At 37.9% G+C, this 13150-nt stretch carries 13 protein-coding genes; 6 read left to right on the top strand and 7 right to left on the bottom strand.

Annotated features, from left to right (window positions below):
- Positions 1-198: 198 nt before the first annotated feature.
- The gene (locus tag AC5YGD_RS08360) at positions 199-807 is read left to right on the top strand and encodes a TRAP transporter small permease subunit (protein WP_271556712.1); all 609 of its coding nucleotides are present in this window, start codon (positions 199-201) and stop codon (positions 805-807) included.
- On the top strand, positions 804-2120 hold the full coding sequence (locus AC5YGD_RS08355) for a TRAP transporter large permease (RefSeq protein ID WP_271556711.1): 1317 nt from the start codon (positions 804-806) through the stop codon (positions 2118-2120). Before AC5YGD_RS08360 ends, AC5YGD_RS08355 begins: the two co-directional genes overlap by 4 nt.
- Before the next feature lie 86 nt (positions 2121-2206).
- On the opposite strand, the gene AC5YGD_RS08350 is transcribed toward AC5YGD_RS08355, so the two are convergent.
- Genes AC5YGD_RS08350 through AC5YGD_RS08325 form a run of 6 tightly spaced genes read right to left on the bottom strand, consistent with a single transcriptional unit; the run spans position 2207 to position 7545 of the window.
- Positions 2207-2980, bottom strand: a complete 774-nt coding sequence (locus AC5YGD_RS08350) for a UTRA domain-containing protein (RefSeq protein ID WP_496141415.1) — start codon at positions 2978-2980, stop codon at positions 2207-2209.
- Positions 2981-2995: 15 nt separating this feature from the next.
- Entirely contained in the window at positions 2996-4006 is a 1011-nt protein-coding gene (locus AC5YGD_RS08345; protein WP_496141414.1) for an alcohol dehydrogenase catalytic domain-containing protein, read from the bottom strand.
- Positions 4003-4764 (bottom strand): SDR family oxidoreductase, encoded by a 762-nt coding sequence (locus AC5YGD_RS08340; protein WP_496141413.1) that lies wholly within the window; start codon positions 4762-4764, stop codon positions 4003-4005. The genes AC5YGD_RS08345 and AC5YGD_RS08340 overlap by 4 nt, the downstream gene beginning before the upstream one ends.
- Before the next feature lie 4 nt (positions 4765-4768).
- Positions 4769-6073 (bottom strand): histidinol dehydrogenase, encoded by a 1305-nt coding sequence (hisD, locus tag AC5YGD_RS08335; RefSeq protein WP_496141412.1) that lies wholly within the window; start codon positions 6071-6073, stop codon positions 4769-4771.
- Positions 6074-6094: 21 nt separating this feature from the next.
- A complete protein-coding gene (locus AC5YGD_RS08330; RefSeq protein ID WP_271537544.1) occupies positions 6095-7264 on the bottom strand; it encodes a UxaA family hydrolase in 1170 nt (389 codons plus the stop codon).
- Complete coding sequence (locus tag AC5YGD_RS08325; RefSeq protein WP_271537545.1) at positions 7264-7545, bottom strand: UxaA family hydrolase; 282 nt, start codon at positions 7543-7545, stop codon at positions 7264-7266. Before AC5YGD_RS08325 ends, AC5YGD_RS08330 begins: the two co-directional genes overlap by 1 nt.
- Before the next feature lie 205 nt (positions 7546-7750).
- Between AC5YGD_RS08325 and AC5YGD_RS08320 the strand changes: the two genes are divergently transcribed.
- The 4 genes from AC5YGD_RS08320 to AC5YGD_RS08305 all read left to right on the top strand — a co-directional run bounded on the left by AC5YGD_RS08320 (position 7751) and on the right by AC5YGD_RS08305 (position 11795).
- Positions 7751-8140 (top strand): hypothetical protein, encoded by a 390-nt coding sequence (locus AC5YGD_RS08320; protein WP_496141411.1) that lies wholly within the window; start codon positions 7751-7753, stop codon positions 8138-8140.
- A gap of 21 nt (positions 8141-8161) precedes the next feature.
- On the top strand, positions 8162-8641 hold the full coding sequence (locus tag AC5YGD_RS08315) for a DUF4442 domain-containing protein (RefSeq protein ID WP_496141410.1): 480 nt from the start codon (positions 8162-8164) through the stop codon (positions 8639-8641).
- A 212-nt stretch (positions 8642-8853) separates the two neighbouring features.
- Entirely contained in the window at positions 8854-10395 is a 1542-nt protein-coding gene (locus tag AC5YGD_RS08310) for a phosphoenolpyruvate carboxykinase (protein ID WP_496141409.1), read from the top strand.
- 197 nt (positions 10396-10592) lie between these two features.
- Positions 10593-11795, top strand: a complete 1203-nt coding sequence (locus tag AC5YGD_RS08305) for an aminotransferase class I/II-fold pyridoxal phosphate-dependent enzyme (protein WP_496141408.1) — start codon at positions 10593-10595, stop codon at positions 11793-11795.
- A gap of 18 nt (positions 11796-11813) precedes the next feature.
- Here the strand turns inward: AC5YGD_RS08305 and AC5YGD_RS08300 are convergent, their stop codons facing one another.
- Positions 11814-13079 carry an aminoacetone oxidase family FAD-binding enzyme gene (locus AC5YGD_RS08300; RefSeq protein WP_496141407.1) on the bottom strand — a complete coding sequence of 422 codons (1266 nt, stop codon included), beginning with the start codon at positions 13077-13079 and terminating at the stop codon, positions 11814-11816.
- Positions 13080-13150: the final 71 nt, after the last annotated feature.

Raw genomic sequence — 13150 nt, 5'->3', positions numbered from 1 at the left:
AGTAAAACTTAAAAACTAAGTTGCCAATAGTGAAAACTGTTGGCAACTTTTTTTTATCTAAATATATTTTTTCTAACTTCAGGTTCTCCTTTATCCTGAGGTTAGAAAAGCCATATTAATAGAAGGGTTTTATTTAATGAATCCTAAAATTTGTTACAATAGCTGTAGTGTTTTTTAGATTTATAATTGGGTACATTTATGTCAGAAAAAGAAGATATTAGTGAATTAGACATTACAGATGAAATGATAGCTGAGGGCAGATCATATACCGGGGTTATGCCGGATGATATGCCTAAGTTAATGGCAAAAATAATTCTCAGTATTGATCTCTTCAGTCTCAGAGTTGGTCAGTTAGCATGTTGGCTCACTGTTCCAGTATTCACTGCCATGTTTATTGAGGTTGTGGGAAGACACTTCTTTGGCTCCCCAACAATGTGGGCCTACGATATTAGTAGAATGGGGGCGGGGGCAATGTTTATGCTCGGCGCTGGGTATGCACTCTCAAAAGGCATTCATATACGAGCGGACTTTATGTATCGAGATTGGTCGGTCAAGACTCAAGCAATCATTGACTTAACTTTATATATATTATTTTATTTTCCTGGATTGATAGGCGCTGCGTGGGCATGCTATAAGTACGCTTATAAATCTTGGTCAATCATGGAAAGGGGTATGGACACTGCCTGGATGCCTTATATGTATCCAATTAAGTTTGCCTTATTTGTTGGATTTATTTTCCTTTTAATTCAAGGCGTTTCAGAGGTGCTTAAGTGCGTCTATGCAATCAAAAATAGGAGATGGCCATGACTCCAGAAGTACTAGGCATTGTCCTAATATTAACCATGTTGTTTGCCATATTTATTGGCTTTCCAATCTCATTTACGTTAATTTTCTTAGGAGTCTTCTTTGGCTATATAGGTTTTGGAGATCTTGTTTTTTACTTAATGACCTTTCAGTTTTCTGGGAGTATGCTTGAGCAAACCCTCGCAGCAATTCCATTGTTCACCTTTATGGGTATTCTCATGGAGAAGGCTAATCTCATGGAGAGGTTATTCACATCCGTTCAGATGGCACTTGCCAGAACCAAAGGCTCTTTATTTGTAGCCGTTCTTTTTGTTTCAGTAATTTTTGGAGCTGCAACAGGTATTGTGGGTGCATCAGTCACGATTTTAGGAATTATGTCAGCTAAGACAATGAACAGAGCGGGCTATGATGTTCAGTTGGCTGCAGGAACAATTACTGCTGGCGGTACTTTGGGAATCTTGATACCTCCAAGCATTATGTTGGTTGTTATGGGCCCTATTCTAAATGTTCCAGTAACGGATTTATTTGCTGCGGCGATTATGCCTGGATTAATGTTAGCAGTACTTTACACAGGTTATACACTTATTAGATGTCACTTAAATCCATCATTAGGCCCTGTCGTTCCTGAGGATCTTATTCCTGACTCTATGAGAGAGGTGTGGATTGAGTTTTTTAAAGGACTTGTTCCGCCCGTTCTATTGGTAGGATCATCCTTAGGTAGTATATTGGCTGGCCTAGCAACGCCTACAGAAGGTGCTGCAATGGGAGCTGTGGGAGCAATATTTTTAACACTTGCGTACCGAAAATTAAATTTTAAAGTTTTTCAAGAGTCTTTATTAAAAACCCTTGAAATTACTACATTAATTATGGTTTTAGTTTGTGCCTCAAACTTTTTTGGCTCAGTTTTTTCTAGATTGGGAACGCCGACAATGATTACTGAGGCATTAATGCTTCTAGATCTTCCACCAACAGCTATATTGTTAATAGTTATGGCATTTATTTTCTTGTTGGCCTGGCCATTAGAGTGGGTGCCAATTGTACTAATCATTATTCCAATCGTTTTGCCTCTAATTGAGCAATTAGGTTTTAACTTAACTTGGTTTGGAATCCTTGTGGCTGTTAATTTGCAAACTGCTTGGCTTTCGCCGCCTGTTGCATTGTCTGCATACTTTCTCAAGGGGGTTGCCCCAGACTGGGATTTATCAGATATCTATAAAGGTATGATGCAATTTATGGCTATTCAAGTTGTTGGATTAGCGTTAATTATTATCTTCCCGCAAATTGTTCTATGGTTGCCAGAATATCTCTATGGCTAAACAAGGCTTGGTTAACTTGAAGGAATTTTAGCTTTACATAAATCTTTGACGCAGGAAAAATCTCAGTTTTGAGTGTTGTCTAATCCTTAGAATGTATCGCCGAAAGTGCTGTTTTGGGTATTGACGTAGTCGATGTCATCGGTATGAACGAATGATGTTCTTAGCTCAATAGTCTCGTTATGATATGTTTGACCGATACGCTCTATCCGAAGAATAGGCGTATCTAATTTAACATTGAGAAGAGCGGATACTGTTTTATCTGCAGAAGTTGCTTTTAATTTCTCTGAGCAGTTTGTTATAAATATGTTGAATTTATTTTGATATAGGTTGTATATTGTATTAGCTCGGTTTTTAAAAATTTCTTCAGTTAGCGTTGGAAATTTAGCTTGTGATATGATTATCTTATCAACAATATAATTTTTTTTATTAATGCCTAGCATATTAAATATTTGATATACATTACTCCCAGGAGAAATATTTAATATTTTTGCTTCATACTTAGTGGCTTTTTTTGTTTCAAAAGAAATGAACTCTACTTCTGGGTAGGATATCTCATCAGTTCCATTTAATGCAAAATGAAAATACGCAAAATGGAAAGTGCTTTTATCATGCTGAAAGACAAAAGTTCCTAAACCCTGTTTTCGAATAAGGAAGCCTTCTTTTTCTAATGCACCTACTGCCTTTCTAACTGTTCCAATTGAAACGTTGAAGAGATCAACAAGTGTTTTCTCATTTGGAATTAGTTGGCCTGGTCTTAACTCGTCACGATAAAGGCAATTAAATAACTCATTCCTTATTTGGAGCCACATAGGAGTCTTGCTGTCCCTGTCTATGTTAAATTGGAGATCAGTAATGCTCATATAATGCGTAAGTGATTAAAAATGTGGCTTAAGGATAACCTTAGCTGAGGCCATTGTACCATTGTGAAGACTCTTAAATGCCAAATCAGTTTCAGACAGAGGCATCTCTTCTATCCATGATAAGTCACCAAAATCTCCATTTTCAATTGACTTTAAGGCAGACTTAAAGTCTTCCATGTTGTAGGTGTAACAACCAACTAGCTTCACTTCTTGAAGTGTAATTTTTCGGATGTCAATATTAGTAGTCCAGCTAAGAAGGCCTACATTAACTACTGTACCTCCTGCTTTGACTGAGGCAATAGAAAGAGCATTTGTCTTTTCACTTCCAACACAGTCAATTACAACATCGAATGTGCTGTCTTTGACTGAATCTGTTAATGGGTTAATGGCAATAACGCCAACATGGTCTTTAACGCAAGGATGCCTAGCCATATTGGTTTCAAGTACCTGCATTTTAACGCCATGGGATTTAAGTAACAGAGCTGTTAAAAGGCCAATAGCACCAGCACCTATAACTAAAACGTGGCAATCGCTTATAGGCTTGAATGAATTTTCTATGGCAAGATTTACAGCATGGACCACAGTTGCCGCGGGCTCAGTTAAGGCCACATGGTTTGAATTCATAGTGCTAGGCGCATGAACTAGGCATTGATTTGGTATGGTCATGTATTGAGCAAAAGCGCCCTGCCTACTCATTCCAATCATATCCCTATCACTGCAAAGGTTGTCTCTACCCTGAAGGCAGTATTCACATTTTCCGCAAGTAATCAAAGGATTGCCTGTTACTTTTTGACCCTTATGAATGCCCTCAACTATTTCGCCACAAAATTCATGACCCAGTATTAAGCCAGGGTTTCTTCTTGGGTCTTTGCCATGATATGCGTGCATATCAGACCCACAAATTCCAACGGACTCAATGCGCAATAAAACATCATCATCACGATCAATTTGCGTTGGCTTGTATTCACTATAAAAAGTCATTTCATTCGGCGCTGTGTATACTACCGCTTTCATTTTATTAATCATGCTGCTGAAAACCCTCCATCTAAAAATATTGTCTGACCGGTGACATATGAGTTTGCATCACTGCACAAGAAAACACTAATACCAAAAATGTCTTTTTCTTCTCCGTTGCGATCCATCATTGTTTTTGCTGCTAAATTCTTTAATTTCTCAGGATCTTGAAATAATGACTCCGTTAGGTTTGTTCTAAAAAATCCTGGAGCAATTGCATTGACTAGTACTCCATTCTTTGAATAAGCCTGAGCTAAGGCTCGAGTAAGCTGCATAATGCCACCTTTGCTTGCACCATATGGAATGCTGTTATCAAATGCCCTAAGGGATTGAAGAGAGGCAATATTTATAATTCGCCCCCAATTATTTTTAGCCATTGATTCAGCAACAAGCTTGCTTAAGTAGAAAGGGGCAGTTAAATTAATGTCAATAGTCTTCTGCCATTCTTCGAGTGTTAACTCTTCAGCAGATGTTCTAAGATTTATTCCAGCAGCATTTACTAAAATGTCAATTTTTTCAGACTCTTTAGAGATATGAGTTACCATATTTTTAAGGTCAGCAGCTGATGTGACATCCGCTTGGATGAAGGCGCCTTTAGAACCTTGATCTTGTATCTCTTGAAGGGTTTCTTCTGCATTGCTTCGACTGCTTGCAATCCAAACAAATGCGCCTGCGCGAGCAAGCGCAAGCGCCATCATTTTTCCCACCCCACTTGTACCACCAGTTATTAGTGCTACTTTATTTTCTAGTGAGAAATCTGATAAGTTCATAAAGCTATTCTAATACAGGTGCGCCTAGGTCAAACGTTTCATCTGGAAAATATTTACTTAGCCTAACATCCGAGGCTCTTGCGTGTCCTTCCATTCCCTCTAATCGGGAGATTCTAGAAGATGCTTGGGCAATTTGACGTGTAGATTCTTTGTCCATACGCTGCCAAGTTAAAACCTTTAAGAATTTATGAGCAGAAAGGCCTCCAGAATAACGACCAGCTGCCTTTGTAGGAAGAATATGGTTAGGGCCAGAAGCTTTATCTCCAAAAGTCACTGTTGTCTCTTCACCTAGAAATAGAGATCCATAACATGTTAAGTTGTCCAGCCACCAATCAAGATCTTCACACTGAACTTCAAGGTGCTCTGCTGCGTATTCATCTGATATCTTTACAACCTCTTCACGAGACTCACATAGCATAACTTCACCATAGTCTCTCCATGCACAGAATGCTGCATCTTTTGCAGTTGGTGGAAGTTTTTCAATATACTCTGGTACCAACTCCATTACTTTTTCAGCTAATTCTTTAGACGTTGTAAATAGCCAGCCAGGTGACTCGTGTCCATGTTCCATTTGACCCACAAGATCAATTGCAACAACGTCAGCATCGGCGTGCTCATCAGCAATCACTGCAACTTCTGATGGGCCAGCAAATACATCAATGCCAACTTGTCCAAAGAGCGTTCTTTTTGCCTCTGCTACAAATTTATTTCCAGGACCAACAATGATGTCAGCTTTTTTTCCAGTAAATAGTCCATGAGCCATACTTGCTATTGCTTGTACACCACCTAAAGTCATAACGTGATCAGCTCCAGCAGTCTTCATTGCATACAGAACATACGGATGAATACTTTTACCTTGATACGGCGTTGAGCATGCAATGATGCAAGGCACGCCAGCAGCTTTAGCTGTTGCAATACTCATATATGCAGAAGCAATATGTGCGTAGCGTCCGGTTGGAACATAACATCCAGCAACATTTACTGGAAGTAGTCTTTGACCAGCCTCAACGCCATTATTTTTGGTATGAAACTCTTCAATAGAGTCACGCTGAGCCTTTGCAAACTCATAAACTTGCTGACATGCAAAATCTATATCATCTTTAACATTTTGAGGAACGTCAGAGATAATATTGTCAATTTCAGAATCTGAGAGCAAAATCTCACCAGACCATCCATCTAGTTTTTCTGCGTAGTTTCTAACTGCTTGTTCCCCATCTTTATCTATATTGGAAAGCATGTCATGAACCACTTTTTGTGCTTCTAATACATTTGATGCTGCTGATTTATCAGCTTTTTTTAAGTAGATCATATTCTTCTCGTTTATTAATAGTTAGGCGCTTTCATATAAACGCGTTAATACAAACTCTTGATGCCCTAATATTTCTGCAGCAGTCATTCTTCCGTTTGAAGTGTGAATAAGGCTTTCAAGAAGCATATCACCAGCTTGATCCATATTGATATCACGCTTTAATAAACCAGTTACATCAACATCCACATGCTCTGACATCGTTCTAACTGTTCTTGGATTTGCACAAACTTTAATAACAGGGAGAATTGGATTACCAATAATATTTCCTTGTCCAGTAGGGAATAGGTGAGCTACATATCCAGAGGCTGCGCATAATGTAACCATTTCTGCAGCTGCAGAAGAAGAGTCCATAAACCATAGGCCCTTACTTGTAGGCATTTCTGCTTTATCTAAAACGCCATCAACGACACATTTTTTCCCAATCTTTTGTATGTTGCCTAATGCCTTTTCTTCGATCGTAGTTAGACCACCTTCAATATTTCCTTTAGTAGGCTGTGAATCAGATAGGTCATCTGTCTTAAAGCGCTCAATCATATCTTGATAGCGATTAAACATAAACATAAATTTTTCAGCAACAGCATCATTAGCACATCTAGCTTTAACTAAATGTTCTCCACCTGTAATTTCAGATGTTTCACCAAAAAGTAAAGTACTGTCCATTTCATATAACTTATCGAACGCATTACCAACTGTTGGGTTTGACCCAAAGCCCGAAGTAGTGTCTGATTCCCCGCATTTAGTTGATACCCAGATTTCACTTAGGTCACATGGCTCTCTTTGAAGTCCTGTTGCGAAATGAACCATATCATAAGCCGCTTTGGAAGCGTCAGCGATAGTTTGTATATCACCTTTTTTCTCAATAGAAAAACCTTGAACTGGCTTACCCGTTGCAGCAATTCCATCAACGATTTTTTGCGTCCAGTCTGGCTCAATTCCAATAACCACTACTGCGGCAACATTTGGATTTGCTCCCGTACCAATCATTGTCCTAAAATGTAGATCTAGATCTTCACCAAACTGAAGTCTACCGTAGGGATGAGGAAGTGCTATCGTGCCTTTAATATTGTTAGAAACTGCTTCACAAGCAGCATTTGAAATATCATCAACTGGCAAGATAATAACGTGGTTACGAATTCCTACTCTATTGTTTTCGCGACGATATCCATGGATTTTTTGATTTAAATTTATCATTACCACCTCTTAGTTTTTACGTTATGAACATGTAGATGATCACCTACAGCAATCTTTGAAATTGTTCTACCAATATCTACACCATACTTGATGACAGTGTCATCTTCATTTAAATCCTTAATAGCTAACTTATGCCCAATTGGAATATCTTGATTAATTTTGATATCTATCAAAACATCCTGGTCCATTATCCAACCACTTAGGGTGTCGTTTGCTTTTAATCCTTCGACGGTAACAACGCCAACGGAATCATCTTCATCATGAACTATAAACTGAATCATTCTTGCTCCTTGAAATACGTATAAAAAAAACTTTTAATTAATCTTTTAGTGAAAAAAATTAATGAGAGATATATTATATCATATATATGAATTTCTACTTTATATATTGCTTAAAAAATTATTTACTTTCGATATAAAACTAAATATACAATATCATGTTAAGGCTTGTACTCGCTAAACTCAACGCTGAAAAATTAGAGTAAAAATGAAAAAAATTATCTTGTTTGTGATTATTAATTGTTTGTCTTTTCCTGCTCTATCAGCAGCTGGTGACCTTTACTACTGTGAGATGATTCAAGCAGTTGAGTTAAAAGAGGACGGCCTTGTTAACTATATTCCTCAGAAATTTAAATTTAGAATTACTGAGAAGAGTTCTATACAATTTGGAATGGATGAAAACTATTTCAAAGGCCTTGAATTGGTTGTTACAGATTTTTCAAATAATGGTGAGCAATTTTATGGCGAAAGCTTTGAATACTCATATGGAAGTTTTTACTTTGCTGACATTATTAGATGGCCATCAAAAGGAGTGGATAAATTAACAGCTACTGCGGTAAGTGCACAATGCTCAATTGTTGATGACTACACAGTATAAATAGGAAAAGTTAATACAATTATGATTTCAAGAGCACTTAAAACAAATCGATTAATACGCTTATTTGGTATAACCAAAGTACCAATGATTTGGTATTGTCGCCCAAAGGTTATTGAGCATACGGATGAAAAGATTGAAATTAGAATCCCTTTTAAGCGAAGAACTAAAAACCACTTAGGAAGTATGTATTTTGGTGTTTTAGCAGTCGGCGCTGATATTACTGGCGGCTTTTTAGCGATGGATCCAATTCAAGAAAGTGGACGAAAAATAACTTTAATATTTAAAGATTTTAAGGCTGATTTTCTAAAGCGTCCTGAGGGCGATGTCCACTTTATATGTAGAGATGGTTTGGCAATTAAAGAGCTGGTAAAAACTGCTGCAAGTTCAGGCGAGAGGCATAATTATAAATTGAATATTGAAGCTACTGTTCCTTCGTTATCTCCTGACGTCGTTGCTAAATTTGAACTTACACTATCTTTAAAGGATAAAACACAAAGCTAGGCTGGTGTTTAAGAGTCTCAATCAGAAGGAATTAACTAGTACAAATTTCCAACATATGGATGATTATTTTTTAAGGTTAAAATCAACTATATAATGAGTTAAAAGAAGTTTCATTATGTGAAATATTTACGCAATGCTAGAATAATTTTTATGTAATAATTCATTTTTTGAATGCTATAGCAGCAATCACTATCAAATCTGGAATAAATAAAATGATTCTAAAAAACTTGTCACCGTCTGAACTGATTGAAAAATCATTATCTCTTAATGAGGGAATATTAACAGATACTGGAGCTTTGCTTATCACAACAGGCAAGCGATCTGGCCGAAGTCCAAATGATCGTTTTATTGTTGATAATTTTGCAACTTCTAATTCAGTTGACTGGGGCGATGTTAACAGGCCTTTTTCAGAAGAAAAGTTCAATAAACTATGGGGTAGAGTGAGTGATCTCTTATCTCAAAAAGATCATTTTCTCTCTAATCTGCATGTTGGAGCGCATGAATCGCATTACCTTCCAGTTGAAGTAAATACTGAAACTGCTTGGCAAGGCTTATTTGGTAGAAATATGTTTATTAAGCCCGGAACATATAATCCTAAAAATAAACCAGTTTGGACGATTTTAAATGTTGCATCTTTTGAGTGCAATCCTGAGCGTGATGGAACCAACTCAGATGGAGTTGTTATTATTAACTTTGCACAAAGAAAAGTATTATTAGCTGGCATGCGTTATGCAGGCGAAATGAAGAAAGCAATGTTTTCAGTGCAAAACTATTTGCTGCCTGAAAAGGATGTTCTGCCAATGCACTGCTCAGCAAATGTGGGAGAAAATGGCGACACAGCATTATTTTTTGGCCTCTCAGGAACTGGCAAGACAACCCTTTCTGCAGATCCCGAGCGTTACCTTATTGGTGACGATGAGCATGGCTGGGCTAAGGGCTCAGTATTTAACATTGAGGGAGGCTGTTATGCAAAAACGATCAACCTTTCTAAGAAAAATGAACCCATTATTTGGGATGCTATTCGTCATGGCGCAATAGTTGAAAACGTCAAAGTAGATGCAGGTAAACATGCAGATTATGATGATACTTCCATATCAGAAAATGGTCGCTGCTCATACCCATTAGAGCACGTTGAAAAGCGCGTTGAAAAAAATGCTGCGGGCGAGCCCAAAGTTGTTATTTTCTTAACTTGTGATGTTTCAGGTGTCCTTCCTCCAGTTTCAATCTTAACTAAAGAGTCTGCTGCCTATCACTTCTTGTCTGGTTATACAGCGCGCGTTGGCTCAACAGAGCTTGGTGCAGAGGCCGGCATTAATCCAGCATTCTCATCGTGTTTTGGGGCCCCATTTATGCCTCGAAATGCAAGCAGTTACGCCAATTTATTAATTAAACGACTTGCAGAATTTGATACACAGGTCTATTTAGTTAATACTGGATGGACGGGGGGTTCAGGGGCTCCAGGAGGCTCAGGATCAAGATTCCCTATTCCTGTAACTCGCGCAATAGTTTCTGCTTGTCAAAGCGGGGCCCTTCTTGAATCAAAAGTGACACACCTCGACTACTTAAATCTTGATATTCCTAAATCTATTCCAGGAGTTGATGAGGGTTACCTTAACCCCCGTGATACATGGGAAGATAAATCAAGTTATGATAGTGAATCTATAAAACTCGCGAATCTATTTGCAGAAAACTTTAAAAAGTTTAATGTTGATAAAGCAATCGTTGACGCCGGACCTCTAGCAGTTAGTAAATAAATAAGTACTGAACAAGTATTACGACTACGGCAACAATAATGGCAACAATTACGACTGGGGGCGTGTTCTTCATATAGCAAATTATAAGGTTTGTTTGGCTACTATTTTAGTGAAGTATTAAAAAATATTATCTTTAAGACGAGGATTTTGTATATTATTTGATTTCTTATTTAATATTCAAATGGCTACTACCAATAATGACTTCAAAAGTATTTTCAAGGCCCTTCACTCAACAAGAACCTATTAGTCAAGAGGCGATTGATGCTGCTGTGGAGGTTCTAAAGTCGGGAAGGCTTCATCGATACAACTCAATTGGTGAAGAGTTTTCTGAGGTTTCACTATTAGAGCAAGACTTCGCTAATTTTCAAGGAAGTCGTTACTGTCTTGCCTGCGCATCTGGTGGCTATGCGATGAGCGTCTCTCTTAAGGCTGCTGGACTTGAGGCTGGTGAAAAAGTTTTGACTAATATGTATACCCTTGCGCCAGTTCCAGGCTCAATTTCTAACGCAGGTGGTGAACCTATTTTCATAGAAATCAATGAAAATCTTGTTCTTGATTTAGAGGACCTTTCAAGGAAAGCCATATCAAGTAAGGCTCGCTTTTTACTCATATCTCATATGAGGGGACATCTAGTTGATATGAATAAATTGATGCAAATTGTCGAAGATAATGGCTTGATTTTAATTGAAGATTGTGCCCATACAATGGGGGCCAAATGGGGTGATAAAAGGAGTGGTAATTTTGGACTTGCTGGCTGTTTTAGTACCCAAACTTATAAGCATTTAAATTCAGGTGAAGGGGGTTTGCTGACTTCGAATGATGCAGAATTCATGGCACGTGCTATTATTCTTTCAGGGTCTTATATGCTCTATGAGAGGCATGGTGCTGCACCTGATAAAGAAGTATTTGCAGATATTCGATTGCAGACTCCAAACTATTCAGGCCGTATGGATAATCTAAGGGCTTCTATTCTTAGGCCACAATTAAAATCTCTTGAAGGAAATATTAAGCGCTGGAATGAGCGTTACCAGTTAGTTGAGGGAAGCCTCAAAAAGATCAAAGGAGTTGAGCTCCCTGAGCGCCCTATTGAGGAGAGCTATGTGGGGAGTTCAATTCAGTTTAGGCTGCCTGGCATCTCTGAGGTCGATGCCGCCAGATTCCTGGTAATAAATAAGGAGCGTGGGGTTGAGATAAAATGGTTTGGCAGTGACAATCCAAATGGATTTACAAGTAATCATAAGAGTTGGAAATATTTGAAACAACAGAGTCTAGAACGCTCTGATGAGATCCTTTCTGGCCTTTTTGATCTCCGATTGCCACTAACATTTTCACTGGAAGATTGCTCACTTCTCTCAGAGATTATTGGTGATTGTGCGGAAGCCTTTGTATCAAAAAAATAAGATATAGATATTAAAGGATCAATCTTTACTCTTGGTTTGAGCCATATGATTCCCAGCGATCCATCCTGAAGTCCACGCACTTTGAAAGTTAAAGCCACCAGTTATGCCATCAATATCCATAACTTCTCCAGAAAAATAAAGACCAGGGCAGATTTTACTTTCCATGGTTTTAAAGTTAATTTCTTTTAGGTTTATCCCGCCACACTCAACAAACTCTTCTTTAAAGCGGCTTTTTCCGAGAACATTGAGCTCACAGTTAAATAAATTATTCAGAATAAGATTTAATTCTTTCTTACTGATTTCTGACCAGTTTTTTTCTTTTGAAATTTCACACTTAATCAGAAGTTGAAGCCAAAACCGCTTCGTTAGATCGTTTGGGTAAGCGTTACCTACTGAAGTCTTTGTATTATTACTCTTAATAGTGCTAAGGAGTCTTTCAGCATCATTTTGATGGCCAATACCGAGCCAGTTGACAATTAGCTTTGCTTTGTAGTTGGTATGCATCATTTCACGGGCGGCCCATGCTGAAAGTTTTAGCAGGGCAGGACCGCTAAGGCCCCAGTGAGTAATTAAAAGTGGGCCACTTTGTTCAAAAGGTTTTACGCCATCAATTTTAAGAGATAAAGAGGCTTGAGGAAAGGAGGTTCCTGATAAGTCTTTGAGGATCTCATCTTCAATCTTAAAAGTAAAAAGTGAAGGCGCAATTTCTGTAGTTGAATGACCAAGATTTTGCGCTAGCCGGTAACCACCAGACATACTGCCAGTTGCAATTAATACTGAATCAGCAATAAAAGACTCATCCTCATTGATGAATAAGGATATTTTTCCATTGTCTAGTTTTTTCAGACTTTTGACATTCATCTTATTCAATAATTTAATTCCATGTTTGTTGGCTTCTTGCATAAAGCAGTCAATAATAGTTTCAGAGTTATCTGTCACTGGAAACATACGGCCATCAGATTCATATTTAAGTTCAACACCTCTTTTTTCAAACCAATCAACTGTATCCGATGCTTGAAAATTTTGGAAAGGCGAGAGTAGCTCTTTACGACCACGTGGATAGTTTAAACAGAAATCGTTAACCTCAAATATATGGTGAGTCACATTGCAACGACCTCCTCCAGAAATTCGAACTTTTTTTAGAAGTTTGGAGGAGCATTCAAATACATGAATGTCAACATTAATTTTTTCTGCTTTTGCAACTTCTGCGCATCGAAGCGAAGCAAAAATTCCGCTTGCGCCGCCACCAATGATTGCAATACTTTGTTTTTTGACTATCTTCATCAGTGATGCATAAAATCTTTAGAGGTTATATAAATTTATTGTTATATTTTAGACAACATAAAAGATTACTA

This window comes from Candidatus Pseudothioglobus sp. uisw_070 (genome assembly GCF_059512545.2).
Note: the sequence above shows the minus strand (reverse complement) of the source record. Positions and strands in the feature narration are given on the sequence as shown.

Excerpts from the sequence above, each read along its gene's own strand:
- AC5YGD_RS08360 (WP_271556712.1), top strand. The coding sequence starts at position 199 with ATGTCAGAAAAAGAAGATATTAGTGAATTAGACATTACAGATGAAATG.
- AC5YGD_RS08355 (WP_271556711.1), top strand. The coding sequence starts at position 804 with ATGACTCCAGAAGTACTAGGCATTGTCCTAATATTAACCATGTTGTTT.
- AC5YGD_RS08350 (WP_496141415.1), bottom strand. The coding sequence starts at position 2,980 with ATGAGCATTACTGATCTCCAATTTAACATAGACAGGGACAGCAAGACT.
- AC5YGD_RS08345 (WP_496141414.1), bottom strand. The coding sequence starts at position 4,006 with ATGATTAATAAAATGAAAGCGGTAGTATACACAGCGCCGAATGAAATG.
- AC5YGD_RS08340 (WP_496141413.1), bottom strand. The coding sequence starts at position 4,764 with ATGAACTTATCAGATTTCTCACTAGAAAATAAAGTAGCACTAATAACT.
- hisD (WP_496141412.1), bottom strand. The coding sequence starts at position 6,073 with ATGATCTACTTAAAAAAAGCTGATAAATCAGCAGCATCAAATGTATTA.
- AC5YGD_RS08330 (WP_271537544.1), bottom strand. The coding sequence starts at position 7,264 with ATGATAAATTTAAATCAAAAAATCCATGGATATCGTCGCGAAAACAAT.
- AC5YGD_RS08325 (WP_271537545.1), bottom strand. The coding sequence starts at position 7,545 with ATGATTCAGTTTATAGTTCATGATGAAGATGATTCCGTTGGCGTTGTT.
- AC5YGD_RS08320 (WP_496141411.1), top strand. The coding sequence starts at position 7,751 with ATGAAAAAAATTATCTTGTTTGTGATTATTAATTGTTTGTCTTTTCCT.
- AC5YGD_RS08315 (WP_496141410.1), top strand. The coding sequence starts at position 8,162 with ATGATTTCAAGAGCACTTAAAACAAATCGATTAATACGCTTATTTGGT.
- AC5YGD_RS08310 (WP_496141409.1), top strand. The coding sequence starts at position 8,854 with ATGATTCTAAAAAACTTGTCACCGTCTGAACTGATTGAAAAATCATTA.
- AC5YGD_RS08305 (WP_496141408.1), top strand. The coding sequence starts at position 10,593 with ATGACTTCAAAAGTATTTTCAAGGCCCTTCACTCAACAAGAACCTATT.
- AC5YGD_RS08300 (WP_496141407.1), bottom strand. The coding sequence starts at position 13,079 with ATGAAGATAGTCAAAAAACAAAGTATTGCAATCATTGGTGGCGGCGCA.